Consider the following 25250-nt stretch of genomic DNA (forward strand, 5'->3'; position numbering starts at 1 on the left):
AAGAAGGATGAGCACCCTGCGCACCCTCCTGGCGACCTGCCTGATGCTGACCTCCGGCGGTGCCGCCTGGGCCCAGCTCCCCGACACCGAGGCCGACAAGCCCGAGGGTGAGAAGCCCGCCGAGGCCACCGAAGCCAAGCCCGACGAAGCCCCCATCACCGTGGAGCCCTGCGCGCAGGCGCTGCCCGCGCTGCGCATGCCGCTCACGTTCATGCCCGGCGAGGTGCTCGAGTTCGACCTGGACGCCATGGGCGCGCAGGCCGGCAAGATGACCCTGCGCGTCCAGAAGCCGCAGGACGGCCAGATTCCCGTGCTCGCGCAGGCGGAGACCAACTCCTTCTTCTCCAAGGTCCGCCGCGTGCGCGGCAGCGCCACCACCTGGCTCAACCCGCGCACGCTGCGCCCCAAGCGCTACGTCGAGGACGCCACCGAGAACGAGATGCGCCGCAAGGTGGAGGTCGCCTTCACCCACAAGGACCGCGCCATCAAGGTGGACTACCAGATCGGCCAGCGCCCCAAGGGCCAGTACAACTACACCTACGACAAGGACGGCCTGGACGTGGCCGGCTCCATCTACCTGCTGCGTCAGCTCCCCCTCGAGGAGAACCTCTCCGTCTGCTTCGACGTGTACGGCGTGCGCCGGCTGTGGCGCATGCAGGGCCAGGTGCTCAAGAAGGAGAAGGTCACCACGCCGCTGGGCCAGTTCGACGCCTGGCACCTGGTGGGCACCGCCGTCCGCCTGGACCGCCCCAAGCAGAAGCGCGAGGTGCACGTGTGGCTCTCCGACGACGCGCGCCGCCTGCCGCTCGCCGCCGTGGGCACGCTGGACCTGGGCGCCGTGCGCGCCACCCTCACCTCCGTCAGCCGCCCCGGCGAGAAGCGCCAGGAGGCCGGCCCCGGCAAGGAGGAGATGAAGTGGTGATGTCCAACTGCTGAGAAAAGAAGACACGGCTCGAGGAGAGGCCCGGTGGACGGAGTTCCCGGGCCTTTCTCTTTGAACCGAAATTGATTCTGGTTTGCAAAATCAAAATCATGAGCGTAGGGTGCGCGCCGCTCCGATGCGCCCACGCTCTTGTCTTGTCTCGTCGTCGTTCCTGCTCTGTTCCACCCTGCTGCTCTCCACGACGGTCGCCCGCGCCCAGGATTCGGCCGGTGCTCCGGTGGTCTCCGCGGCACCGCCGAGTGATTCGCCCGAGGGGCCCGTCGCCTCGGCTCCATCGGCCGAGCAACCCGAGCAGCCCGCGCCGTCCCCCGCCGCCCAGGAGCCCGCGCCCGTCAGCGCAGCGCCCGCTCCCGCGGCCCTGAGTCGGGCGCGGCCGAACATCGACACGTTCGTCACCGCCTACGGTGAGCTGCTGTTCGGCTATCACAACTACGGGTTGAACCAGAACCGGACGGGTGGCGCGCAGCGCGACTCGCGGCTGGAGTTCGATACCACGCGCTTCGTGCTCGAGATGAAGGGCGCGCTGCCGGACTACGGGCTCGAGGTGGAAGTCGAGGTCGAGTTCGAGCACGGCGGCACCGGCACCGCGATGGAGCTCGAGTACGAGGAGTTCGGCGAGTTCGACCAGGAGCTGGACAAGGGTGGAGAGATCCTCGTCGAGGAGCTCTACATCTCGAAGAAGCTCGGCGACCACGCGGCGCTCGCGGTGGGCCGCTTCTACGTGGCGGTGGGCACGCTGAGCGAGTTCTCGCGCCCCACCGACTACCTGGGCACCCTCCGCGACGAGGCGGAGACGGGCATCATCCCCAACACGTGGGACGAGATGGGCCTGCGGCTGCGCTACAAGTTCCCCTGGGGCCTGCGGCTGACGGGACAGCTGGTCAACGGGCTGGACTCCACGGGCTTCAGCTCGCAGCTGTGGGCGGTGGGCGGCCACCAGCGCCGCTTCGAGGTGCAGCGCGCCACGGACATGGCCCTGGTGTTCCGCGCGGACGTCACCCACTTCGACGGGTTCATCTTCGGCGTGTCCGCCTACCACGGCGACACCACGCGCAACCGTCCCAAGGCGGACCTGGTGAAGAGCTGCGAGGAGGCGAATGATCGCGAGGTCGCCCCGTGCGGCTACGTGTCCGCGCCGCTGACGCTGCTGGACGTGCACCTGTCCGTGTCCAAGGGCCCGTGGAGCGCGAAGGGCATGGTGATGTACGGCCACCTGAAGAACGCGGAGCTCGTCTCGCAGCGCAACGCGCGCCTGTCGAACCTGCTGGGCGTGATGCGCACGCCGGTGTCCGACAACGCGTTGGCCGCGTGGGGAGAGCTCGGCTACGACATCGCGTCGGTGGTGGGCCTGAGCAACTCGCACCACCTGTTCCCGTTCGTCCGCTACGACTACGTGGACACGCAGTTCAAGCCGCGCGCGGAGCTGTACGACAACCCCCGCTTCCGCCGGACCGTCTACACGGTGGGCGTGGCCTACAACCTGCTCAACACGGTGTACGCGAAGCTCGACTTCGGGCACCGCCGCATGGGCTCGGGCGCCTTCCGGCCGGAGAACACCCTGCGCCTCGCCACCGGCTTCAACTACTGACGCGGCCCTCCCCGTGTCCCCTCCCCCCAACGAAAGGTCAGTCATGAAGCGTACGTCCCTGCCCCTGCGTCTGGCGCTCGCGCCCGCGCTCCTCACCGGCTCGCTGTTCCTCGCGGCCTGCGGCGATGATGATTCCAACACCCCCAACGAGGGCGACTCCAAGGTCACCTCGGAGCTGGTCGTCACGTTCGCGGACAAGGTCGTGGTGCCGACCTATGCGCGGCTGGCCACGCGGCTGACGGAGCTGGACGCGGCCTGCGTCGCGCTCGCGACGGCGCCCACGACGGAGAAGCTGACGGCGGCCAAGGCGGCCTGGCGCGCGGCGCGCATCCCCTGGGAGCAGAGCGAGGGCTTCCTCTTCGGCCCCGTGGACAGCTTCGGCTATGACCCGGCGCTGGACAGCTGGCCGGTGAGCCACACCGAGTTGGAGGCGGTGCTGGCCAACAACGCCGCCCTCACCCAGCAGTACGTGAGCAACCTCAAGAACGAGCAGAAGGGCTTCCACACGCTGGAGTACCTCATCTACGGCGATGGCGGCACCAAGACGGTCGAGCAGCTGACGCCCCGCGAGCTGGAGTACGTCACGGCCCTGTCCGCGGAGCTCAAGGCCGTGGGACAGCTGCTGCACGGCGCGTGGGCGCAGGCGCACGACGGCAACCCGCCGTTCCGTGACACGCTCGCGACGGCGGGTCAGTCCGGCAACACCGCGTATCCGTCCGTGGAGGCCGCCGCCCAGGAGATCGTCGGTGGCATCACCACCATCCTGGACGAGGTCGCCAACGGGAAGATCGCCGAGCCCTACGACACCAGGGACCCGGACGTGGTGGAGAGCCAGTTCGCGTACAACTCGCTGGAGGACTTCAGCAACAACATCCGCAGCGTGGAGAACGCGTACCTGGGTCACCTGCAGGGCGAGGCCAAGACGGGCATGTCGCTGCGTGACGTAGTGGGCGTGGACAGCGCGCTCGACGCGAAGATCCGCCAGCAGATCGCCGGCTCCATCAGCGCCCTGGCTGCCGTCCGCGAGCCGTTCCGCGACTCCATCCGTGACGAGACGGAGCGCCCGAAGATCGCCGCCGCGCAGGAGGCCATCCGCGCCCTGCACGACACCTTCCAGGGCGAGGTCCTGCCCCTGCTGTCGAAGTGATGTAGGAACTCAGGCCAGGTGAACGCCATGCGACGTGCGGTGATGCTGGGAGCCCTGCTGCTGTGGTCCGCCGGTTGTGGCGAGGAGGCGCCGATGGTGCCCCTGGAGCCACCGAGAGCGGGCGGGGCCACCACCGTCGACAACCGCACGTCGCAGGCGTTCGCGCAGCCGGCCGCGAACCTGCGTCCCGAGTACGACCGGCTGCACCGTGCGGGCGACGCGGCGTTCGCGGCCATCTTCGTCCCGGCGCCCTCGCGGGTGAACCCGGGGCTCGGGCCCACGTACAACAACGTCTCCTGCAACGGCTGTCACCTGCGCAACGGGCGCGGCATGCCGGTGATGGGGCCCACAGCGCAGCGCACCCAGCTCCTCGTGCGCGTGAGCCTGCCGGAGGGCGTGCCCGACCATCCTCACGGCGCGGTGCCCGTCCCCGGACTGGGGCTCCAGGTGCGTGACCAGTCCATCTACGGCCAGGTGCCGCCGGCCTCGCTCACGCTGTCGTGGCTGGAGCACACCGGACAGTACCCGGATGGCACGCCGTACACGCTGCGCTCGCCGAGCGTGCGCATCGTCAAGTCGGATGACTCGGCGCTGCCGGAGGACATGATGATGTCGCTGCGGCTTCCTCCGCCCGTCTTCGGACTGGGGCTGCTGGAGGCCGTCCCCATCGAGGCGCTGCGCGCGCTCGAGGACCCGGATGACCGGGACGGTGACGGCATCTCCGGACGGCTGAACGAGGTCTGGGACGTGGCGCTGCGCACGCTGTTGCCCGGGCGCTTCGGCTGGAAGGCGAACAGCCCGCACCTGCTGCAGCAGTCCGCCGAGGCGTACTTCAACGACATGGGGATCAGCAGCCCGCTCTTCCCGGAGCCGGACGGGACGCACGAAATCACCGCCGACATCCTGCAGGCGGCCGTCTTCTATTCCGAGTCGCTCGGCGTCCCCGCGCGCACCGCGCTGGAGGACCCCGTCGTCCAACGCGGCGAGAAGCTGTTCCGCGCGCTGGGCTGCGAGTCCTGCCACCGCGAGACGCTGGAGACGGGCGAGGCCGCCTACGAGGAGCTCGCCTTCCAGCGCATCCATCCGTACACGGACATGCTGCTGCACGACATGGGGCCGGAGCTCGCGGACGGACGGCCGGATGGCGCGGCCACGGGCACGGAGTGGCGCACGCCCGCGCTGTGGGGCCTGGGCCTGACGCACACGGTGCTGCCCTACTCCGGCTTCCTGCACGACGGCCGGGCCCGGACCATCGAAGAGGCGGTGCTGTGGCACGGCGGCGAGGCGCTCACCGCGCGCGACGGCTTCCACCGTCTGTCCGCCGATGACCGCGCCGCGGTGCTCAAGTTCCTCGGCTCGCTCTGAGGTGAGCGCGGCGGGAGTGTCCGCTCCCGGCCTCACATCGGGAAGGAGCGCTGCTTCAGCGTCTCGAGGAGGAAGTCGCGGAAGGCGGCGACCTTGCGAGGCATGTGCCGCTCCGCGGTGGAGACGAACCACACGCTCCCCGCCGGCATGCTCCACTTCGGAAGCAGCGCGACGAGTCGCCCCTCGGCGACCTCCGGTTCCGCGAGCATCGTCGGCAGGAACCCGATGCCCGCGCCCTGACGAAGCACCTCCCGCATGAAGAACATGTCGTCGCAGACGATGGCCCCATCCTGCGGCATGACGAGCGTCTCGCCGGGCCCCACGAGCCGGAAGGGCATGGGCGAGCGGAAGGACACCCAGGTGTGGCTGGAGAGTTCGCGAGGATGGCGCGGCATGCTCCGGCGCGCGAGATACGCCGGCGACGCATAGAGCCGCAGGGAGAGCGTCCCGAGGCGGCGGGCGCGCAGCGACGAGTCCTTCAACGGGGCGATGGCCAGTCGCAGCGCGGCATCGAAGCCCTCCGCGACCAGGTCCACGACGCGATTGTCCAGGTGCAGGTCCACCTTCACCGCGGGATAGCGCGCCACGAAGCGGGTGATGACCTCCGCGAGCACCGTGGTCCCCCAGTCCACCACCGACGTCAGCCGCAGCACGCCTGACGGCTCCTCCTCCAGTTCCGGCAGCTCCCCCACGGACTTGCGCAGCGCGAGCAGCATCGGGGACACCCGCTCGTAGAGCGCCTGTCCCGCGGTGCTGAGCGACACCCGGCGCGTGGTGCGGTGGATGAGCTGCACACCGAGCGAGGACTCCAGGCGGGCGATGCCCCGACTCACCGACGACTTGGGCAGGCCCAGCTTCTTCGCCGCGCTGGAGAAGCTGGCGCCCTCGGCGACGGCGACGAAGAGGGTGAGCTGGTTCAGGTCCATTGTTCCTCCCGTGGAACAGTATGCTCCAGCGGGCCGCATTGTGCAGGACGCCGGGCGGCGCTACCCATGAGCCGGAGCCAATGTCGCTCCCTCGCTCTGGAGATTCACATGACGGCCACATCCCCCACCCTGCTCGTCACCGGCGCCTCCGGCCATCTGGGCCGCCGCGTCGTGGAACTGCTCCTCGAGGCCAGGAAGGGGCCTCTCATCGTCACCACGCGCGAGCCGTCGAAGCTCGCGGACCTGGCGGCGCGCGGCGTCGTGGTGCGCAAGGCGGACTTCGATGACGCGTCGACGCTGGACGCGGCGTTCGCCGGCGCGGAGCGACTGTTGCTCGTCAGCACGGACTCGCTCGATGTTCCTGGCCGCCGAATCACCCAGCATCGCCATGCCGTGGAGGCCGCGCGGCGCGTGGGGGTGAAGCACGTCGTGTACACGTCGCTGACGCGGCCGGAGCCCGACTCGCCCATCACGCTCGCCAAGGACCACTGGGCCACGGAGCAGGCGCTGGCGGCGAGCGGACTGGGCTTCACCGTGCTGCGCAACAACGTCTACATGGAGATGCTCTTGCACAGCCTGCCCCAGGCCGTCGCGCAGGGGCGGCTCGTCACGGCGACCGGGACGGGGGCCACGGCGTATGTCACGCGCGAGGACTGTGCCCGGGCGGCGGTGGCGGCGCTCGCCTCCTCGTACGAGGGACAGCGCGTGCTGGAAATCACCGGGCCGTCGGCGGTGACGCAGGCGGAGCTGGCGCGGTTCGCAGGTGAGGTGTCGGGGCGCCCCGTCGAGTCCATCGCCGTGGACACCGCGAGCCTCGCCGCGGGCCTGGTGGCGCACGGGTTGCCCGCACCGATGGCGGAGGCCTACGCGTCGTTCGACGCGGCCGTGGCACAGGGACGCATGAGTGGAGTGAGCACGGCCATCGCCGACCTCACCGGGCACGCGCCCGTCGACATCCGCGACTTCCTGTCGGCCCATCGCGCGGTGTTCGCGGCGAAGGGACACTGAGGGGCGGAGGCCCCGCGGGGGTGGGAAAATTGACGGGGTGCTACGGGCCTGTAGCGTCGAGCCCATGCCCCCTCTCGCCCTCGCCGCCCCCGTGCTCTCGCGCCAGGCCGACCCGGTCCGAGTGGCGACCGAACGCCTCGCTCGCGCGCTCCCCGCTCGCACCGACGCGGCGGTGCTCGTCGACCTGCTGGAGGACGATTTGAGGGAAGGGCTGGACGCGCTCGGTGACGTCGAAGCGCACTTCCACGATGTGTTGAGCACGCTGCGCGGCGCGACGTTGTCACCGGTGAACCTCATCAACACCGGGGATGACCTTCGCGTCCTCGAGCGGCTCGACGAGCTGCACGACGTCGTCGTCCAGATTCGCAAGCGATTGGCCCAGGCGGCCGCGATGGCGCATCAGGGCGCGCCCTCGCGGGTTCGCTGACCGCCGACACCATTCGCGCTGTCACGTCGACACCGGGCCGTCGCCCGCCTGCGCCGCGAGGCGGATGCACAGGCGATGACGGCTTTCGCGGAGCGGCACCGCGAGCAACGAACGCTCGCGGCGCACCCTCTCATGTCTCTACAGACCCGTGCCTCAATTCGCTGGAGCCGCGCCGCCGGGTGCTGACGTCGCGGGCACGGCACTGGCCGGGGCAGGCGCCGCATTGGCCGGAGCAGGCGTCGCGGGCAGTGTCGTGGCGGACCCCGCGTTCAACGGCGTGGGAGACCCGAAGAGCGGCGGCGCGGGCGCGGCATTCAGTGGCGTGGGCGTTCCGAGCAGCCCCGGCGGCGGTGAGCCCGGCGCCGCATTGAGCGGCGGCGCCGTCGCGAGGATGCCCGGACTCACCTGCGACGTGCCCAGGAACGCATCGAAGCTCGGCGACGTCACCGAGGGCACCGGCACCGAGAACGACCCCGTGGTCGCCAGGCTCGACGTCGTCCCCGAGGAGCCGAAGAACCCAGGCGCCGTCCCCACCGGCGACGCGCCCGTCGTCAGCACCCCCTCCGCCGCGAGCGTCGGGCTCGTCGTCGGTGTCCCCAACGTCACCCCCGAGATGTTCACCGGCGGCTCCGCCACCACGCTCGTGGGGAAGCCGCCACTCACCACCGCGGGCGACTCGGGCTCCGTCACATCGGCCGTCCCCGTCCCCACCGTGGCGCCTCCCCGCACCACCGTGCCGCCCTGCCCCCCGCCCACGAACACCCGACTGCCCCCGGGCGTCCCCACCTCCGGCGCCAACACGGACGTTCCCGTCGCCAGGCCACTGCCACCCGTGGCCGCCGGCTGCGGAAGGATGGGCGGCAGGCCAGGCGCGACGTTCGCCGGCACGGGCGTCAGCCGCGTCGGGTCCACCGTCAGATTCCCCGTGTTCTCCACCACCGCCACCGAGCGCACCGGAACCCCGGCCACCTCGATGGCCACGTCCTCGAACACGAACTGCACGAAGCCCCGACGCTCGACGTCCGTCGGCAGGTTGTACGCGAGCACCACCAGCTCCGTGTCCCCCGCCCGCGCCTGACGCAGCATCCGGTGCGTCGAGTCATCCGCGAACGCCCCCGCGTCCAACGCCGCCACGTGGATGAGCGCCGTGTCCGTCAGCAACCGGCCATCACGCCACACGCGCCCCACACCCCACACCGCCACCGCCGCATGGGAGCGGGTCATGACCGACCACCCCAGCCCGCTGTCCCCGTAGATGGGCACGTTCAGGAGCACGCCGCCGCCCACCGTGTGGCGGGGTGCCGGGGGCAAGCTGGACGAGGCCTGGGAACGGGCCTGGGCGGGCGGGAAACCGGCCTGGGCGAGCTCCACCCGGTACTCGGTGTTCCCCAGCCGGAACGTCGCCTGGAAGGCCGCCTTGTCGCCGTACGTGGCCTGGGCCAGGTCCACCCGGTCCTCCACGGTGAGCTCGGCGCTCCCCGTGCCGGATTCGGCCAGGTCCGTGAAGGGCAAGGGTCCCTGGATGAAGAAGCCGTCCGGTCGCTCGGTCCCCGCGCTGGCCTCCCGGCCCTCGAACGTGAACCCGCCTGGCCCGGCGGCCAGTACTCCGGACAAAAGAAGCGTGGTGAGAGGTCCCGCCATCGACGCTGCCTCCTTGTGCAACAAGGTAGGCAGCGGAGCGGGGAACGACAGTCCCCTCTCTCCAAAGAAGACTAGATGAGGCCCCGCGCGCGGCGGATCTGCTCCACCGTCTTGTTGTACTCGATCTCGAAGCTGCTCGTTCCCTCCTGCAGGTGCTTCAGGCGGGAGCGCGCCTCCTTGTCGATGTCCTCGTCCACGTCCAGGTGCTTCTTCATCACCACGTGGATCTTCTGACGCAGCGAGTTATCCGCCGAGAAGACCTCTTCGACATTCCGGCTGATGAGCAGGAACTCGATCATCTGGTTGATGACGTATTCGATGCCCTCGTCGCCCATCTTGAAGCCGCGGACATCCGCCATCTCGCGCTTCACCTGGTTGAACTTGGAGGGGTCGTATCCGCGACGCTCCAGCGCCTCGCGCGTCGCCTGGTTCACACGCTCTTCGTTCGCGAGGTACTCACGCATGATGGCCGAAAGGTCCATCTCGGCGTCCGCCACGCGCATCGGCTCCACCTCGATGTCCCCATCCTGCATGAGCCGTTGAATCGTCTCTCGCGAAATGATCGGGATCACCTTCGGATACAGCCTCATGTCGGTCCCTCGCCCTCTTTGGAGCTGCTCGAATCGTCAACCGCTATAAATCAGCGCGGAGCCCAGTCGCAATTAAAAACCCCAGGAACGTCGCGGTTCCAGCGCGCTTCCCCCCGCAGTCTGCAGCGGAAATTAATCACGCCGCACCGGGTGGCGACCCTCCCCGTGATTTTTCGTGCGAGGGTTCGGTGGCGTCATCCAGGGAAGCCTCCCGGACGGGGTCCTCGGCCTCTTCGTCGGGGTGTCCATGAAGCCCCGCATGGACCCGCTCCGCCACCGCCGGACCGACGACTTCCGCCAGCTCCTCGATGCTCGCCTCACCCACGCGCTTGAGCGAGCCGAAGTGCTTGAGGAGCGCCTTGCGCCGCACCTCCCCCACCCCCGGGATGTCCTCCAGCGCCGAGCGCACCCGGCTCTTTCGCAGCACCTGTTTCTGGAAGGTGATGGCGAAGCGGTGCGCCTCATCCCGCATGCGCGTCAGCATGAACATCTCCGCCGAGTTCTGCGCCAGCACGATGGGGTCCTTTCGCCCCACGACGAACACCCGCTCGGGGCTGCGAGCGCTCTCCGCGTCCCGGTCGAAAACTTCCAGGTCACGGCTCTTGGCCAGGCCCACCACGTCCACCGTGTCCACGCCCAAATCCTTCATGGCCGCGTGCGCGCTGGCGAGCTGGCCCTTGCCGCCGTCGATGACGAGCAGGTCCGGCAGGTCGCCGTCCTCCTGGCCGCGCTTGAGCCGGCGCGTGACGACCTCGTACATGCTGGCGAAGTCGTCCTGCTTCTCCAGCGTCTTGATCTTGTACTTCCGGTAGCGGGACTTGTCGGCCTCGCCATCCGTCACGGCCACCTGGGAGGCGACGATGGCGGAGCCCTGGAAGTGGGAGATGTCGAAGCACTCCATGCGGCGCGGGAAGTTGCGCAGGCCCAGCCGCTGCTGGAGGCGGGAGAGCACCTGGTCGGTCTCATCCTTGGTGCGCCGGCGCTCGATGAAGGCCTGCTCGGCGTTCTTCTCCGCCATCTTCACCAGCTCGTGCTTCTCCCCTCGCTTGGGGACCATGACGCGCACGCGCTCGCCCTTCCGCTCGGTGAGCAGGCCCTCCAGGCCCGCCAGGCCGTCCTCCGGCTCCAGCGGCAGCAGGACCTCCTCCGGCACGAAGCTGCCCTGGTCGTAGTAGAGGTTCACGAACGAGGCGAGCAGCTCCTCGTTGGGGAACTCCTGGCTGCCGAAGGGGAACGCCTGCCCGCCGTTGAGGCGGCCCTGACGGACCCAGAGGACGTAGAACAGGATGCGGTCCCCCTCGCGGTAGAGGGCGAACACGTCCTGGTCCTTGAAGTCCGTGGTGGCGACCTTCTGACGCTCCAGGCTTCGTTCAATGGCGAGCAGTTGGTCGCGCACCCGCGCGGCCTCCTCGAACTTCAGGTCCTGCGCCGCGCGCTTCATCCGCAGCCGCAGGCCCTCCACCAGCTCGCTCGCCTTGCCCTCCAGGAACATGACGACCTCGTCCACGCTGCGACGGTAGTCGTCCTCGGGGACCGGGTAGACGCAAGGGGCCGGGCAGCGGCCGATCTGGAACAACAGACAGGGGCGCTTGCGGTTGGCCAGCACGTGGTCCGTGCAGGTGCGCAGCCGGAAGTAGCGGTTGATGATGCGCAGCGTCTCGCGGATGGCGCCGGCGCTGGAGTACGGGCCGAAGTAGCGCGCGCCGTCGCGCTCGTACTTTCGGACGACCTCCAGGCGCGGATACGCGTGGGTGCGGTCCAGGCGCAGCGAGATGAACTGCTTGTCGTCCTTGAGCAGGACGTTGAAGCGCGGGCGGTGCTTCTTGATGAGCTCGTTCTCGAGGAGCAGCGCCTCCTTCTCGTTGTGGACGAGCACCGTCTCCAGGTCGCCGAGCAGCTCGTCGAGCAGCGACACGAAGACGCGCGTGTCCCCCGTGCGCGTGAAGTACGAGCGCACGCGGCTGCGCAGGTTGATGGCCTTGCCCACGTAGATGATCTGCCCGCGGCGGTCCTTCATCAGGTACACGCCGGGCTCGGTGGGGAGGGCGTCGAGCTTCTCCTGGAGCTTCACGTCCATGACAGGCGCCTCCTAGCGGCGCGGCTTCGCCCGTGACGAACGACCCCGGCCCCGGCCCTTCTTCGGCGCGTCGTCCTCCTTGGCCTTCGCCGGGCCCTTGAGCAGCGAGCGCGACGCGGGCTTGAGGCCCAGGTCCATGTCCTTGAGCAGTTGCACCTTGTCCCGGTACTCGGCGGCCTTCTCGAACTCCATCGACTCGGCGGCCCGGTGCATGTCCTGGGTGAACTCCTCGATGAGGCGCTTGAGCTCCTTCGACTCGAGCACGTCGTCCTCGCCCTCGGCCGCCATGGGCAGCGCGCCGGCGGACTCGGCGTCGTAGAGGTGCTCGGACAGGTCCGTGATGTTGCTCTTGACGGAGCGCGGGGTGATGCCGTGGTCCTTGTTGTACTGGCGTTGGATGTCCCGGCGACGGGAGGTCTCCTCCAGCGCCTTCTTCATCGAGTCGGTGACGGAGTCCGCGTACATGATGACGCGGCCGTTCAGGTTGCGCGCCGCGCGGCCGATGGTCTGGATGAGCGACACGTGGCTGCGCAGGAAGCCCTCCTTGTCCGCGTCGAGGATGGCCACCAGCGACACCTCGGGGATGTCCAGGCCCTCGCGCAGGAGGTTGATGCCCACCAGCACGTCGAACTCGCCCTTGCGAAGGTCGCGGATGATGGCCGTGCGTTCAATCGCGTCGATGTCCGAGTGCAGGTAGCGCACGCGCACGCCCACGTCCGCGTAGTACTCGGTGAGGTCCTCGGCCATGCGCTTGGTGAGCGTCGTCACCAGGACGCGCTCGTTGCGGCTGACGCGGACGCGCACCTCCTCGAGCAGGTCATCGACCTGGTTGCCGACAGGGCGCGTCTCCACCTCCGGGTCCGTCAGGCCCGTGGGGCGGATGATCTGCTCCACCACCACGCCCTGGGACTTCTGCAGCTCGTACTCGGACGGCGTCGCGGAGACGAAGACGGCCTGCGGCACCAGCTCCTCGAACTCGCCGAACTTCAGCGGCCGGTTGTCCAGCGCGCTGGGCATGCGGAAGCCGAAGTTGACCAGCGTCTCCTTGCGCGCGCGGTCTCCCCGGTACATGGCGCCGATCTGCGGCACCGTCTGGTGGCTCTCGTCGATGAGCACCAACAGGTTGCGCGGGAAGTAGTCGATGAGGCACGGCGGCGGCTCGCCCGGGGCCCGCCCCGAGAAGTGCCGTGAGTAGTTCTCGATGCCGTTGCAGTAGCCGACCTGCTCCATCATCTCCAGGTCGAACATGGTGCGCTGCTCCAGCCGCTGCGCCTCCAGCAGCTTGCCCTCGCGCTTGAAGATGCCGAGCTGCTCGGCCAGCTCGTCGCGGATGGTCTGGATGGCGCGCCTGCGCGAGTCCTCGCCGGCGACGTAGTGGCTGGCGGGGAAGATGACGACCTTGTCCAGCACGCCGAGCGTCACGCCGCGCAGCGGGTCGAACTCGGTGATGCGCTCCACCTCGTCGCCGAAGAAGCTCACGCGGATGGCGCGCTCCTCCTCGTAGGCGGGGAACACCTCCACGGTGTCGCCGCGCGCGCGGAAGGTGCCGCGGTGGAAGTCCATGTCGTTGCGCTCGTACTGGGACTCGACGAGCCGGCGCATGAACGCGTCGCGCTCCATCTCCCCGCCCTGGTCCACGCGCACCGCCAGGTCCACGTAGCTGCGCGCCGTGCCCAGGCCGTAGATGCAGGAGACGCTGGCGACAATCACGACGTCGTCGCGCGTGCGCAGCGAGTGCGTGGCCGAGTGGCGCATGCGCTCGATGTTGTCGTTGATGGACGAGTCCTTCTCGATGAAGGTGTCCGTCGACGGGACGTAGGCCTCGGGCTGGTAGTAGTCGTAGTACGAGACGAAGTACTCGACGGCGTTGTTCGGGAAGAGCGACTTGAACTCGCCGTAGAGCTGGGCGGCCAGCGTCTTGTTGTGCGCGATGACCAGCGTGGGCCGCTGCACGTTGGCGATGATGTTCGCCATGGTGAACGTCTTGCCGGAACCGGTGACGCCCAGGAGCGTCTGGTAGCGGTCGCCCCGCTGCACGCCCTCCGTGAGCTCGCCAATGGCCCTCGGCTGGTCGCCCTCGGGCTGGTGGTCGCTGACGATCTGGAACTCAGGCATATCCGCGAGGTTTAACACCCTCGCGGAGGACGCACTGCACATTTGTACCCGCCCGTCGACCGGCGGACGGAGCGCCCCCTGCCCTACTTCGAGGCGCCTTCCGACGGGGGCGTCCTGGGCGCCTCCAGCGCCTTCAAGGCCGCCAGGCGGGCCGCCTCGAACTCGTCGCCCTTGTTCCAGCGCGGCAGCTCCGGCACGCGGGCCACGTGGGCCCCCAAGAGGAAGAACAGTCGGGCGTCCTCCACCGCGCCGGACATGTCCCAGTCCGCGCGCAGCTCGTCGGAAGGCTGGTGGTAGTGCTTGGCCTCCCACGCCTCGCGCTGCTGGCGGCCCCAGCCCTCCGGCTTGCCGATGAAGTCCATGCCGCTGCCGAAGTAGGCGGCGGGGATGCCCTGGCGCGCGAAGTTGAACTGGTCCGAGCGGTAGAAGAAGCCCCGGTCCGACAGCTGGTCCGCCTTCACCACGCGGCCCTGCGTCTTCGCCAGCGCCGTGATGACCGCGTCCAGGTTGGACTTGCCCAGGCCGATGACGGTGATGTCGCGCGTGCGTCCGTGGATGTTGGCGCCGTCGATGTTGACGTTGGCGGCGATGCGGCCGGCGGGCACGGGCGGATGCTCCGCGAGGTACTGCGAGCCCAACAGGCCCTGCTCCTCCGCGGCCACCGCGGCGAAGAGGATGGAGCGGCGCGGGGCCTTGGGCAGCGAGCGGTAGGCACGCGCCACCGACAGCATCGCGGACACGCCCGCCGCGTTGTCGAGCGCGCCGTTGTAGATGGTGTCCTCGCCCGGCTTGCCGCCCTCCTTCCTGCCCAGGTGGTCGTGATGCGCGCTGTAGAGCACCACCTCGTTGGACAGCTTCGCGTCGCTGCCGGGCAGCAGCGCCAGCACGTTCGCGGTGGGCCTGCGGCGCACCTCGTTGGCGAAGCGCGTGGACACCGTCACGCCCAGCGGCACGGGCTGGAAGTCGCGCGACTGGGCGGCGGCGCGCAGCGTCTCCAGGTCGCGCCCCGCGAGCTGCAGCACCCGGCGCGTGGCGTCCTCCGTCGTCCACGCCTTCACCTGGAGGCGGGGGCCGGTGGTGGCGGGCAGCTCGAACTGCTCACCCGTCCACGACGACTGGACCACCTGCCACGGATAGCCGGCGCTCTGCGTGGTGTGCAGGATGATGGCGCCCGCCGCGCCCACCTTCGCCGCCTGCTCGTACTTGTAATCCCAGCGGCCGTACCACAGCCGCGTGCGGCCGCCGAAGATGCGCGGGTCATCCTCCGGGTCGCTGTTGAGGATGAGCAGCGTCTTGCCGCGCACGTCCATCCCCTTGAAGTCGTCCCACTCGTACTCGGGCGCCTGGATGCCGTAGCCCACGAAGACGAGCTCGGAGGCGTCCAGCCGCGCCTCGGGGCTCTGCACGCCCGACACCGCGATGAAGTCCTCGTGGAACTTCAGCTCCGCGCTGCCCAGGGGCGCGCGCACGGAGATCGCCTGGGGATGGCCGGTGACGCCCACCAGGTCGAAGGGCTGGAAGAACGTGCCGTCCGAGCCCGCGGGCTTCAGGCCCAGGGCCTCGAACTGCGAGGCGATGTACGCCTGTCCCAGCGCGTCGCCCCGGGTGCCGGGTCCGCGTCCCTCGAGCAGGTCGTGCGCGAGGAAGCGGATGTGCGCGCGCAGCACGTCCGGGTCGATGGTGCCCGCGGCCGTCTTCTCGGCGGGCGTGACGAGGGGCGCGCGCTGGGCGAGCGCGGGAGCGGAGGCCAGGGCCAGCAGCAGTGACAGCAGGTGCTTCATGGTGCCCCGAGCCCTAACACGAAGGCCCGGGGCACCGCAGCCCTTCAGCCCTGCGCGGCCGCCACCTTCCACGAGGTGCCGGCGGGCGTATCCATGATTTCCACGCCCTTCTCCTTCAGCGTGGTCCGCACCCGGTCCGCGGCGGCGAAGTCCTTGGCCGCCCGAGCGGCCGTCCGCTCACCGAGCAGCCGCTCCACCTCCGCCACGTCGATGCCCCGCTCGCGCACGGCGCGCTCACGCCGGCGCAAGAGCCACGCGCTCGAGTCGTCCTCGAACAGGCCGAGCACGCCGGACACCTTGCGCACGTCCTCGCGCAGCGCGCGCAGCGTGCGCCCGACGAGCGCCTTGTCCTTCACCGGCGGCTTGTCGGTCAGCTCGTTCATCAGGCCGAACAGCCCCGACAGCGCGCCCAGGCCGCCCGCGCTGTTGAAGTCGTCGTCCATGGCGCACTCGAACTCGGCGAGGAAGCGGTGCGGGTCGCCGTGCACCGGCCCGTCGCCGAAGTCCTTGCCGGCGAGCCGCTCGTCCACCTTGCGCAGGGTCTCGTAGAAGTACTCCATGCGCGCCTCCGCGTCGGCCAGGGCCTTGTCGGAGAAGCTGAGCGGGTGGCGGTAGTGCGTGGAGAGGAAGAAGAAGCGCAGGGCCTCCGCGTCCACGCGCTGGAGCGCGTCGCGCAGGCGCACCACGTTGCCCAGCGACTTGGACATCTTCGCGCCTTCCAGGTCCAGGAAGCCGCAGTGCATCCAGTACTTCGCGAACTCCACCCCGTTGGCGGACTCGCTCTGGGCGATTTCGTTCTCGTGGTGGGGGAAGATGAGGTCCAGCGCGCCGCCGTGGATGTCGAACGTCTCACCCAGGTACTTCGCGCTCATCGCCGAGCACTCGATGTGCCAGCCCGGACGCCCCGGGCCCCAGGGGCTCTCCCACGCGGGCTCGCCGGGCTTGGCCGCCTTCCACAGCGCGAAGTCGAGCGGCTCGCGCTTCTGGTCGCCGGGCTGCACGCGCTCGCCCACGCACAGGTCTTCCAGGTGGCGCTTGGACAGCTTCGCGTAGTCCTTGTCCGCGCTGACGGAGAAGTACACGTCGCCCTGGGACGCGTAGGCAAAGCCCTTGTCCACGAGCTTCTGGATGATGCCGATGATTTCCGGCAGGTGGTCGCTCACCTTGGGCGCCACGTCCGGCTCCAGCATGTGCAGCGCCTTGGCGTCCTCGCGGAAGAGCTCGACGTAGCGCGCCGCCAGCGCCACCGGGGCCTCGCCCGTCTCCTGGGCGGCCTTGATGATTTTGTCGTCCACGTCCGTGAAGTTCCGGACATAACGAACCTGGAGCCCCCGGTACCGGAGGTAGCGGACCACCACGTCGAACGACGTGAAGGTGCGAGCATTCCCGATATGGATGTAACTGTAGACCGTGGGCCCACAGACATAGACCCCCACGCAGCCCGGGACAGAGGGCTGCAAGAGCTCCTTCTGCATGGTCATCGTGTTGAAGAGCCGGATGGTGGGGGGAGTCGTCACTTGCGCCATTCCTCCTGGAGGTCCGTCTTTGTGCGTGTGGCCGCCACTCTAGATTCCCGGTCCCTGTACAGGCCAGCATTCACGGGGTCTTGAATCCGGAAGGGCTGGGGGAAACCATCGGACCTGGACAACTTCGGACGCCCAGGCCCTGAGAACCTTCCAGCCGGTCCTCAATCAGCGAGAATGGTGTTCATGGCTCCACCGAATCCCAAGCGCCCGCCCCGCCCTCCCCGCCCGCCGGGTTCGCAGGCGCCGAAGGAGCCCGAGGTGGAGCTGCCCTTCGACGACGACGAGGTGGCGCCCCTGCAGGCCGATGACCCGCGTCCCCAGCGCGTGCCCCAGTATCCGGCGGGCCCGCGCAAGGCGCCCCGTCAGGGCTCGGGCAAGGGCCGCGACAAGGCGGACCGGGAGCTATCGCCCAGGTTCGACTGGGGCCGCGAGTACTCGAACCCCGGTCATCCGCCGGCCTTCCTGTACGTCGAGCGCGGCCCTGGCATCGGGCAGCTGGTGCCGGTGCAGCAGGGCTCGCTGGTGTTGGGGCGGTCCTCGTCCTCGGACCTGAGGCTGCAGCACCCGTCCATCAGCCGGCGGCACGCGCAGGTCATCCGCACCGGGGACCAGTTCCTCCTGAAGGACCTGGGCAGCCAGAACGGCACCTTCCTCAACCGCGTCCGCGTCACGGGCGAGGTCGAGGTGATGTCGGGCGACGAAATCACCCTGGGCAACGCGCTGCTGCGGCTGCGCGGCCCCGGAGGCACGCCCGCCGCGGGTCTGCCTGCCATCTCCCAGGCCCTGCCTCCGCCCGTGCCTCGCAAGCGAGGGCTGGGGCCGCTGGGCGTGGGGCTCGTCGCCGCGGGCGTGGGCTCCACCGTGGCCGCGCTGGTGACGGTGCTGGCCGTGGGGCTGAGCTCGAGTCGCGCGGTGAATCCCACCGAGGGCGCGACGACGAACGCGGGCGCGACGACGGCGAGCGGCGATACGAATGCCGAGCCGCCCCTGCTCGTGGACCCGGGCAATGCGCGCGCCGTGACGGGACGCGCGGTCGACGAGGGTCCTGGCGGAGAGCACGCTGGCACCGCGAAGGTCGAGCGGACCGCCTCGGACGAAGGCTCGGGCACGAAGCGCCCCTCGTCGCCGGCTGGACTCAGCGCCCGCGACATCGCCGGGAATGGCAACCGGGGCGCACAGCAGGACACCGGCTCGCGGGGTTCGCGGACCGACGAGGTCTCGGACGGTCAGCGCGCCGCCGGCTCCGCCAACACGGTCGCGGCCACCGGCATGAGCGCCCGGGACATCGCCTCGGGAGCGGGCCGCTCGCCGTCGAGCAACACGGTTGCGTCTCCAGCCCCGAGCGCCCGGGACATCGCCTCGGGTGCGAGCCGTGGCGCATCCCCGGGCAGCTCCGTTGCATCCACGAGCCCGAGCGCCCGGGACATCGCCTCGGGCGCGAGCCGGGGCTCGCCGCCGGCCAGCACCGTTGCATCGCCGAGTCCGAGCGCCCGGGACATCGCCTCGGGCGCAGTCCGGCCGAGCAGTGCCAGCGCGGACGTGGAGGTGGCGGCCTTCCCCGAACCCACCGCCCCCAAGGCCGCGCCGTCGAAGCCCACGGGCCCCGTGACGGAGGCGGACGTCCTGCGCCTCTACGAAGCCAATGACCTGGCTGGCGCGATGGACCTGGCCAAGGGCGCCCGCCTCAACACGCTCCACGCCCAGCTCGTGCGCTTCGAGGCCACCAGCGCCGAGTCCCGCAAGGCGCTCGCGAAGGGCGACACGGCGCGCGCCATCTCCCAGCTCGCGCTGGCGACGCAGATCGACCAGGAGCTCTCCAAGGGCTGGAGCCTGCAGGGGCCGCAGCTGCGCAAGCAGCTCTCCATCCTGTACGTCCGCTCCGGCGTGGACCACGTGAAGGCCCACGACTCGAGCGCCGCGCGGGCCGCCTTCCAGCAGGCCCTCAAGTACGACTCGGGCAACCGCAGCGCCATCGAGGGCCTCAGGCGTCTGGAGACCACCGCCGAGTCAGCCCCCTGACCAGCAGCACCGCGTTCAACACCGCGAACGCGAGCAGCGCCAGGGCCACCAGCACCCGCCCCCGGTCCTCACCGGGGCGCTCCCCCTCGATGAGCAGCCACAGCCGGCCCTCGTGGGGCTGAAGCTCTCCCATGCCCTTCAACAACGCGAGCGCGTCCCGGTAGCGAGGCGCGTCCTCCTGCGCCAGGAGCCGCCCCCGGATGGCGAAGGGCCGCGAGTCCGGTGAAGGCGGAGGCCGGCCCTCCACCCAGTCCTCCCCGGGCAACGCGAGCCTGCGCACCACGAACGGAGACTCGCGCAGGCCCACCAGGACGAACGTCGCGCCGCCCTCGCGCTCGTAGGCGCCCCGCGCGGTGGGGATGCCATGCACCTGGGCGTAGCGGTTGGAGACCAGCGCGTCGAACCGGTAGTCCCCCTCCGCGCCCAACGTGAGCGGAGCGGCCGGGGAGAAGACATACGCCAGCTCTCGACGCTGCATCGCCAGCAGCGCAAGGCTCACCACGATGCCCAGCACCGCGGCCAGCGGCCTGACGCCCACGCGACGGCGCGCGAGCCTCGTCTCCAGCTCGGCGATGCGAAGGTCCCGCTCGGCCCGCGCCGACGCGGAGGAGGATGACGGCTCAATCATGACGCACAAACACGAAGCCCCGAGCTCCCTGTGAGGGAACCCGGGGCGGGAGTGTCGGGCTGGAGGCCCGGATCAGGCCAGGTTGAAGATCTTCTTCAGGTCCGACTCGATCTCTTCCTCGGAGCAGTCCTTCGCCAGCGACAGCTCCTTGATGAGCAGCGAGCGCGCGGTGTCGAGCATCTTGCGCTCGCCGAACGACAGGTCCTTGTCGCCCTTCAGGAGGTAGAGGTCACGCAGCACCTCGGCGATCTCGAAGACGGAGCCCGTCTTGATCTTCTCCATGTACTCCCGGTACCGACGGTTCCAGGTGGTGGAGTCGACCGAGATGTCCTTCTCCTTGAGGATGGAATAGACCTGCTTCACATCCTCCTCGCTGATGATCTCCCGGAGGCCGACCGACCCGACCTTGTTGATCGGGATCATGATCCGCATCCCGTTCTCCAGGATGCGCAGCACGTAGAACGACTGGCGCTGCCCGGCCACTTCGGTGTGCTCGATACCCATCACCTCACCGACGCCCTGGCCTGGATAAACCGCCTTGTCACCAGTCTTGAAGCTGGTCTGCACTAACTGCCTCCTTGAAAGACTCGCAACCGGCCTTCCATCAACAAGCCGGGCACTACTACCACAAACCACATCAACGGGCAACGATAACGCCTTGACCACCCAGAACGCGTCCGACTACGTTGTCGGTTTTCGTACGCGATGACGCTCGGTGTGCGAGCTGGCGTGACGGACGGTGCAGGTCGGGGTGGTGGGTGGAACGTTACGCTTGGCGCGACCTGGGGACGCGTCCCCTCTTCTTTCCTTCGTTGAGCCTGCTGCTGGGCGCTCTCTGGTCACCCGGAACGGATGGCTCGGCGGAGCTATTTCTGGTCTGCGGGGTTTTGCTGGGACTGGTCGGCCTGGCGCTCGCCCGGCTGCCTGGTGCTCACCTGGCGGTCCTGGGGGCACTCTGGATGGCGGGAGCCGGCCTGTCGCACTGGGAGGCCCGGGTGCGGGTGCCCGCGTCCCTCCAGGGCGGCGGCGAGGCGGTGCTGGAGGGCGAGGCGGAGCGGGTGGACGCCGTGGAGGGCGGCACGCGCGTGCGGCTCGTGGTGGCCCGGGCGGGACCCTCGGAGACGGCGCTCGAGCCGGCCCGGTTCAAGGTGAACCTGACGTTGCGTGGAGCGCCCCTGGCGTTGCTGCCGGGCCAGCGGCTCCGAGCGCGGACGCGGCTCTCCCCGGACGCTCCGGCGGCCAACCCGGGTGAGAAGGACTTCTCCTCGGTCCGGCGGCGACAGGGCGTGGCCTTCACCGGGTCCACGAGCGCGGAGCGGGTGCTGGTGTTGTCGCTCGCGTCGACGTGGCGGTGGAGCCTGGAGGACACGCGCGAGCGGCTCGCGGAGCAGACGCACCGGGTGGCGCCGTCGCGGGACTCGGCGGCCCTCTTCCTGACGTTGGCGGCGGGGCGCCGGGCGGAGCTGGATGCAGGGTGGGAGGACGCGTTCTCACGCGCGGGCCTCGCGCACGTGCTCAGCGTGAGCGGGCTGCATGTCGCGGCGCTCGCGTTGATGACGCTCGCGGTGCTGCGGCGGTTGCTGGTGAGAGCGGGCGCGCGGTGGCGGATGGTGGATGCGCGTCGGGTGGCGGCTCCGGCGGCCGTGCCCTTCGTCTGGGCCTACGTGCTGTTCACCGGGAACCAGCCTCCGGCGGTGCGCTCGGCGGTGATGGCCACCGTGGTGCTGTTGGGGCTGGCGTGGTGGAAGCGCGCGGATGGACTCAACGGCCTCAGCGCCGCGGCCCTGGTGCTGGGCTTGTGGGCGCCCTCCAGCGTGGAGGACCTGTCCTTGCGGCTGTCGTTCCTGGCGGTCTTCGGCCTGGTCGTGCTCGTGCCCGCGCTGAGGCTGGCGCTCCCCCTGGCGCCCGCGGACCCTCGCGAGCCTCGCCGATGGGTGCGGTGGTGGCACCAGTCGCGCGAGGCCATGGCGCAGACGCTGTGCGCGAGCGGCGCGGCCACGCTCGCGGGGCTGCCCGTGGTGGCCTCGGCCTTCGGACGGGTGAGCCTGGCGGGGCTCCTGTCCAATGTCGTCGCCCTGCCCCTCTGTGGCCTGCTCACGGGGCTGGCGGCGGGAGGGGCGGCGTTGTTCGTCATCTCGCCCGTGGTGGCCACGCCCGTGCTGTGGGCGGGCGCGTGGGCGTCGGAGGCGCTGCTGTGGGTGACGCGCGTGTTCGCGGCCATGCCCCTGGCCTCGGTGGAGGTGCCGTCGCTGGGCCTCTGGGCCGCGCCGTATGCGCTGGGATTGCTGGTGTGGGCCCTGGGCGCGGGGCGGTGGAGACACGGCCTGTGGCTCACGCCCGCGGCGCTCGTCGCCACCGTGCTCGTGCCCCGGGTGATGCCGCAGCCGGGCCTGCGCGTCACCTTCCTCTCCGTGGGGCAAGGAGACGCCGTGGTGCTCAGCTCGAGGGGACACCATGCGCTGGTGGACGGCGGCGGCGCGCCCAACGGCGCGGACACGGGCACGCGCTTCGTGCTGCCCTACCTGCGCCACCAGGGTATCTCCGCGTTGGATTTGACGGTGCTGTCCCATCCGCACCCGGACCACGCGCTGGGATTGATATCGACCCTGGGACAGGTGCCCACCGCGCGCCTGTGGCTGCCCGCGGGTGACGAGGGCGGTCCCCTGTCACGGCAGGTGGTGAAGGCGGCGGGCAGCGCACGTGTCGAGGAGGTGGAGGCGGGCCATCCGCCGCTTCGCCTGGGAGACGCGACGGTGGAGGTGCTGGGGCCGCCCGGCCCGACGGAGCGGGAGCTGCTGGAGGGCGTCAATGACCGCAGCGTGGTGCTGCGCGTGCGCCATGGCGACGTCACGGTGCTCCTGCCCGGCGACATGGAGCACGACGCGGAGGAGCTGCTGACGGAAGGCCTGGGCCCGGTGACGGTGATGAAGGCACCCCACCATGGCTCCCGGACATCCTCCACCCAGGCGCTGCTGGAGCGGGTGCGCCCCCAGCACGTCGTCTTCTGCGTCGGCCGGCGCAACCGCTTCGGCTTCCCCCACCCGGAGGTCGAGGCGCGCTACCGTGCCCTGGGCAGCGAGTGTTGGCGGACGGACATCGACGGCGCCGTCACGGTGGAGAGTGATGGGCGGGAAGTCCGGCTGGTCCCTCACCTGACGCGCGAGCCGGAGCCCTCCGCGCCACGACTTGCCGCGGGGGAGCGTCATTCCCATCGTTGAGTCGATGATTCCCGAGGACATCGACCTGCGGCAGTTGACGGCGGACCTGAAGTCCAAGCTCGGCCCTGGAGAGCCCGTGGGCTACCTGCGCGGCAAGTCGCTCATGCGCGACCTGCTCGTGGACCTGAAGGGGTACTCGCAACAGGAGGCCGAGGAGCTCATCGATACGCTCGAGCTCCAGGGCTTCCTCCGCTTCCTGGGCGACACCTCCGAGCGCTCCGTCGCGGATGCCCAGTGGGACATCACCCCGCACGCCTGAGCGCGGGGGCGCCGCCCCTCACTGGAACGTCAGCCACCCGAAGCGCGGCAGCGCGTGGAAGTCACCGACGAAGAGCGGTGAGAAGGCCTGGCCTTCCACCGTCTTCCGGCCGTGGTGCTCCAGCCGATAGAGATTGAAGCGCCACTTGTCCCCAGGTCGCGGCGGCACCCGGGGCACCTCCGCGAGCTTCGCGAAGGGGATGCGCATCTCCACGGACCAGCCCTCGTCCTTGTCGGAGGCGTCATCCAGCGTGCCGCGCACCTTCACGGCGGACGTCAGCCCCGAGTCCCACGACAGGTCCATGCCCTGCCGACGCGCGGGGAAGTACGCGTCGAACTGGACGTTGTGCGGTGACACCTGCAGCTCGTTGTACGTGCGCCCGTCCGCGTTGGCGTCGAGGAAGATCTCCACCACCTCCTGCTCGTAGATGGGGTCGTCGCGCTTGCGCAGCGTGCCCCAGACGTCCGGGTCCTCGCAGTCGAAGGCCACGTACAGGTACGCGTCGTCGTAGGCCAGGCGCGCCTCGGTGCGCAGCCGCACCGCGCGCCCGTCGAAGCTGCCCTTCAGCACCACCGGCGTCGCCGTCTTCCAGACCGCGTCATCGAGCACGCCGTCCAGCCTGGGCGCCGTCTCGGCCCGGCGCACGACGTACTCGGGGAGCGCCGGCGCGGCGCCGCCGAGCTGGGGCCCGAGCATCCGGTTCGCGCCGTCCTGGGCGGAGGCGTCGTCCACGGCCAGCCGCTCGTCGCCGCGCCAGAAGCCCAGCATGACCCGCGCGGGGGCGTTGGGCATGGGCACGACATGGACATCCTCGATGACCTTGCCCACCGGCCACGTGGCCAACGGCGCGGCGCCGTCCTGGATTTCGTGGTCCGCGTTGACGACCATGCCGCCGCTCGCCACGTCCACCACGTGGACGAAGAAGCCGTAGCCCTGGGGCGGCTGCGCGCGCGCCTGGAAGTAGTGCGAGAGCTGGACCTGCTGCCCCGGGGCGGCGTTCGCGGGCGTCACCTTCGAGCCCAGGTACACCACCGAGCCGCCGGCGAACGTCGTGCCCGCGCGGAAGGTCAGGTCCGAGGGCGCGGCGTCCAGGATGCGGGCGCGGGCAGGCTCCGGCAGACGCTGCGTGCGCGGCTTGGGGCCCGCCTGTTCATCGCGGCACGCGGCCACGGAACACGAGAGGGTCAGGAAGAGGACGATGGAGGAAGTGCGCATCGGCGGCGGCCATCCTAGCGGCCTTCCCGCGGCGAGGTGGGCTCCATCGCGCCTGCGTTCGACCCGGGCGGCCCTCCGCTCACCTGCCCGCCCGCGCGTCCCACGTCCCCTTCGCGCGCGACAGGGCCATCTTGCTTCCGGAGGTCTCGCCCATGTCGCGACGTCGAGTGCTCATCCCCGCCGTCCTGCTGCTCTGGGCGGCCCCCGCCCTGGCCGCGTCGCCCGCCGCGCCCCAGGCCAGCGGCTCCGCGTGGGTGGACAAGCAGCCCCTGGCGTCATGGAACGTGTCGGGGGCCGCGCTGCCCAAGCCGCCTCGTGGCGATGGCCAGTCCCTGCGCACGGGCCCCTGCGCGAAGCTCGCGCGCAAGCCCACCACCGCGTCGGACCGGGCCGTGGTGAAGGCGGGCTGGACGCTGCTGGGCGCGCTGCAGGTCTACGACACGACGGAGGTCATCACCGCCGCGGCCGAGGGGGACGGCCAGTGCCGCGCCATGGGCTACCAGGTGTTCGTCTTCGTCGACGGCCGCTTCGCGGGCACATTGTCGCCGGAGCCCATGTCGGACCGGTTCGACGGAGCGCTCGGGGACGTGCGGCTGGTGGACGCGAAGAGCCTGTCGGGCGCGGTGCGCCGCTACTCGGAGGAGGATCCGCTGTGCTGTCCGTCCCGACAGGCCTCCGTCGACTACGAAATCCGGCCCGGACCCAAGGGGCCCGTGGTGACGGCGACCTCGGCCACCACACAGCCGACGTCCTCGCCGTGACAGGACCTGGAGGCCC

Annotated in this window: 20 protein-coding genes; 10 read left to right on the forward strand and 10 right to left on the reverse strand. The window is 70.2% G+C overall.

Going from position 1 to position 25250, the window contains the following annotated elements; all coding sequences use genetic code 11:
- The first annotated feature begins 7 nt into the window (after positions 1-7).
- The 4 genes from OWM54_RS04815 to OWM54_RS04830 all read left to right on the forward strand — a co-directional run bounded on the left by OWM54_RS04815 (position 8) and on the right by OWM54_RS04830 (position 5043).
- Positions 8-922, forward strand: a complete 915-nt coding sequence (locus tag OWM54_RS04815) for a DUF3108 domain-containing protein (protein WP_223783017.1) — start codon at positions 8-10, stop codon at positions 920-922.
- 136 nt (positions 923-1058) lie between these two features.
- Positions 1059-2531 carry a hypothetical protein gene (locus OWM54_RS04820; RefSeq protein WP_223783018.1) on the forward strand — a complete coding sequence of 491 codons (1473 nt, stop codon included), beginning with the start codon at positions 1059-1061 and terminating at the stop codon, positions 2529-2531.
- Positions 2532-2574: 43 nt separating this feature from the next.
- Complete coding sequence (locus OWM54_RS04825) at positions 2575-3678, forward strand: imelysin family protein (protein WP_223783019.1); 1104 nt, start codon at positions 2575-2577, stop codon at positions 3676-3678.
- Between the two features lie 27 nt (positions 3679-3705).
- Positions 3706-5043, forward strand: a complete 1338-nt coding sequence (locus OWM54_RS04830; RefSeq protein ID WP_267696738.1) for a di-heme oxidoredictase family protein — start codon at positions 3706-3708, stop codon at positions 5041-5043.
- Positions 5044-5075: 32 nt separating this feature from the next.
- Here the strand turns inward: OWM54_RS04830 and OWM54_RS04835 are convergent, their stop codons facing one another.
- Positions 5076-5969, reverse strand: a complete 894-nt coding sequence (locus tag OWM54_RS04835; RefSeq protein ID WP_223783020.1) for a LysR family transcriptional regulator — start codon at positions 5967-5969, stop codon at positions 5076-5078.
- A 108-nt stretch (positions 5970-6077) separates the two neighbouring features.
- On the opposite strand from OWM54_RS04835, the gene OWM54_RS04840 reads away from it, so the two are divergent.
- Together OWM54_RS04840 and OWM54_RS04845 are read left to right on the forward strand one after the other, a co-directional pair.
- Positions 6078-6977, forward strand: coding sequence for an SDR family oxidoreductase (locus OWM54_RS04840; protein ID WP_267696739.1), 900 nt, complete (start codon positions 6078-6080; stop codon positions 6975-6977).
- 64 nt (positions 6978-7041) lie between these two features.
- Complete coding sequence (locus tag OWM54_RS04845; protein WP_174816719.1) at positions 7042-7404, forward strand: hypothetical protein; 363 nt, start codon at positions 7042-7044, stop codon at positions 7402-7404.
- 153 nt (positions 7405-7557) lie between these two features.
- On the opposite strand, the gene OWM54_RS04850 is transcribed toward OWM54_RS04845, so the two are convergent.
- The 6 genes from OWM54_RS04850 to cysS form a co-directional block, all read right to left on the reverse strand.
- Positions 7558-9045 (reverse strand): hypothetical protein, encoded by a 1488-nt coding sequence (locus tag OWM54_RS04850; RefSeq protein WP_267696740.1) that lies wholly within the window; start codon positions 9043-9045, stop codon positions 7558-7560.
- Between the two features lie 71 nt (positions 9046-9116).
- On the reverse strand, positions 9117-9635 hold the full coding sequence (locus OWM54_RS04855; protein WP_046712884.1) for a DUF507 family protein: 519 nt from the start codon (positions 9633-9635) through the stop codon (positions 9117-9119).
- Positions 9636-9771: 136 nt separating this feature from the next.
- Entirely contained in the window at positions 9772-11712 is a 1941-nt protein-coding gene (uvrC, locus tag OWM54_RS04860; protein ID WP_141325214.1) for an excinuclease ABC subunit UvrC, read from the reverse strand.
- Between the two features lie 12 nt (positions 11713-11724).
- On the reverse strand, positions 11725-13827 hold the full coding sequence (gene uvrB / locus OWM54_RS04865; RefSeq protein ID WP_267696741.1) for an excinuclease ABC subunit UvrB: 2103 nt from the start codon (positions 13825-13827) through the stop codon (positions 11725-11727).
- Positions 13828-13910: 83 nt separating this feature from the next.
- Positions 13911-15608: a M28 family peptidase gene (locus tag OWM54_RS04870; protein ID WP_223746747.1), complete on the reverse strand. Its 1698-nt coding sequence runs from the start codon at positions 15606-15608 to the stop codon at positions 13911-13913.
- 44 nt (positions 15609-15652) lie between these two features.
- Positions 15653-17125, reverse strand: a complete 1473-nt coding sequence (gene cysS, locus OWM54_RS04875) for a cysteine--tRNA ligase (RefSeq protein WP_370640330.1) — start codon at positions 17123-17125, stop codon at positions 15653-15655.
- Between the two features lie 192 nt (positions 17126-17317).
- Here cysS and OWM54_RS04880 point away from each other — a divergent pair, with 192 nt between their 5' ends.
- Positions 17318-19153 (forward strand): FHA domain-containing protein, encoded by a 1836-nt coding sequence (locus tag OWM54_RS04880; RefSeq protein ID WP_267696742.1) that lies wholly within the window; start codon positions 17318-17320, stop codon positions 19151-19153.
- Here OWM54_RS04880 and OWM54_RS04885 read toward each other — a convergent pair.
- Positions 19116-19781: a hypothetical protein gene (locus tag OWM54_RS04885; RefSeq protein ID WP_223783027.1), complete on the reverse strand. Its 666-nt coding sequence runs from the start codon at positions 19779-19781 to the stop codon at positions 19116-19118. The two genes, OWM54_RS04880 and OWM54_RS04885, sit on opposite strands and share 38 nt — an antisense overlap.
- A gap of 72 nt (positions 19782-19853) precedes the next feature.
- The gene (locus tag OWM54_RS04890; RefSeq protein WP_013939202.1) at positions 19854-20348 is read right to left on the reverse strand and encodes a CarD family transcriptional regulator; all 495 of its coding nucleotides are present in this window, start codon (positions 20346-20348) and stop codon (positions 19854-19856) included.
- Positions 20349-20539: 191 nt separating this feature from the next.
- On the opposite strand from OWM54_RS04890, the gene OWM54_RS04895 reads away from it, so the two are divergent.
- Positions 20540-22999 carry a DNA internalization-related competence protein ComEC/Rec2 gene (locus OWM54_RS04895; RefSeq protein ID WP_267696743.1) on the forward strand — a complete coding sequence of 820 codons (2460 nt, stop codon included), beginning with the start codon at positions 20540-20542 and terminating at the stop codon, positions 22997-22999.
- Between the two features lie 4 nt (positions 23000-23003).
- On the forward strand, positions 23004-23258 hold the full coding sequence (locus tag OWM54_RS04900; RefSeq protein WP_141325209.1) for a hypothetical protein: 255 nt from the start codon (positions 23004-23006) through the stop codon (positions 23256-23258).
- Between the two features lie 18 nt (positions 23259-23276).
- Here the strand turns inward: OWM54_RS04900 and OWM54_RS04905 are convergent, their stop codons facing one another.
- Entirely contained in the window at positions 23277-24473 is a 1197-nt protein-coding gene (locus tag OWM54_RS04905; RefSeq protein WP_267696744.1) for a carbohydrate-binding family 9-like protein, read from the reverse strand.
- A 152-nt stretch (positions 24474-24625) separates the two neighbouring features.
- Between OWM54_RS04905 and OWM54_RS04910 the strand changes: the two genes are divergently transcribed.
- On the forward strand, positions 24626-25234 hold the full coding sequence (locus OWM54_RS04910; RefSeq protein WP_267696745.1) for an LppP/LprE family lipoprotein: 609 nt from the start codon (positions 24626-24628) through the stop codon (positions 25232-25234).
- Positions 25235-25250: the final 16 nt, after the last annotated feature.

The organism is Myxococcus sp. MISCRS1 (genome assembly GCF_026626605.1).
GTDB classification, from domain to species: Bacteria; Myxococcota; Myxococcia; order Myxococcales; family Myxococcaceae; genus Myxococcus; species Myxococcus fulvus.

What these genes read in the sequence shown, in the direction of transcription:
- OWM54_RS04850 (WP_267696740.1), bottom strand. Translation starts at nt 9,045, where the DNA reads ATGGCGGGACCTCTCACCACGCTTCTTTTGTCCGGAGTACTGGCCGCC.
- OWM54_RS04905 (WP_267696744.1), bottom strand. Translation starts at nt 24,473, where the DNA reads ATGCGCACTTCCTCCATCGTCCTCTTCCTGACCCTCTCGTGTTCCGTG.
- uvrB (WP_267696741.1), bottom strand. Translation starts at nt 13,827, where the DNA reads ATGCCTGAGTTCCAGATCGTCAGCGACCACCAGCCCGAGGGCGACCAG.
- OWM54_RS04830 (WP_267696738.1), top strand. Translation starts at nt 3,706, where the DNA reads ATGCGACGTGCGGTGATGCTGGGAGCCCTGCTGCTGTGGTCCGCCGGT.
- OWM54_RS04845 (WP_174816719.1), top strand. Translation starts at nt 7,042, where the DNA reads ATGCCCCCTCTCGCCCTCGCCGCCCCCGTGCTCTCGCGCCAGGCCGAC.
- uvrC (WP_141325214.1), bottom strand. Translation starts at nt 11,712, where the DNA reads ATGGACGTGAAGCTCCAGGAGAAGCTCGACGCCCTCCCCACCGAGCCC.
- OWM54_RS04825 (WP_223783019.1), top strand. Translation starts at nt 2,575, where the DNA reads ATGAAGCGTACGTCCCTGCCCCTGCGTCTGGCGCTCGCGCCCGCGCTC.
- OWM54_RS04840 (WP_267696739.1), top strand. Translation starts at nt 6,078, where the DNA reads ATGACGGCCACATCCCCCACCCTGCTCGTCACCGGCGCCTCCGGCCAT.
- OWM54_RS04900 (WP_141325209.1), top strand. Translation starts at nt 23,004, where the DNA reads ATGATTCCCGAGGACATCGACCTGCGGCAGTTGACGGCGGACCTGAAG.
- OWM54_RS04835 (WP_223783020.1), bottom strand. Translation starts at nt 5,969, where the DNA reads ATGGACCTGAACCAGCTCACCCTCTTCGTCGCCGTCGCCGAGGGCGCC.
- OWM54_RS04880 (WP_267696742.1), top strand. Translation starts at nt 17,318, where the DNA reads ATGGCTCCACCGAATCCCAAGCGCCCGCCCCGCCCTCCCCGCCCGCCG.
- OWM54_RS04885 (WP_223783027.1), bottom strand. Translation starts at nt 19,781, where the DNA reads ATGATTGAGCCGTCATCCTCCTCCGCGTCGGCGCGGGCCGAGCGGGAC.
- OWM54_RS04815 (WP_223783017.1), top strand. Translation starts at nt 8, where the DNA reads ATGAGCACCCTGCGCACCCTCCTGGCGACCTGCCTGATGCTGACCTCC.
- OWM54_RS04910 (WP_267696745.1), top strand. Translation starts at nt 24,626, where the DNA reads ATGTCGCGACGTCGAGTGCTCATCCCCGCCGTCCTGCTGCTCTGGGCG.
- OWM54_RS04870 (WP_223746747.1), bottom strand. Translation starts at nt 15,608, where the DNA reads ATGAAGCACCTGCTGTCACTGCTGCTGGCCCTGGCCTCCGCTCCCGCG.
- OWM54_RS04820 (WP_223783018.1), top strand. Translation starts at nt 1,059, where the DNA reads ATGCGCCCACGCTCTTGTCTTGTCTCGTCGTCGTTCCTGCTCTGTTCC.
- OWM54_RS04855 (WP_046712884.1), bottom strand. Translation starts at nt 9,635, where the DNA reads ATGAGGCTGTATCCGAAGGTGATCCCGATCATTTCGCGAGAGACGATT.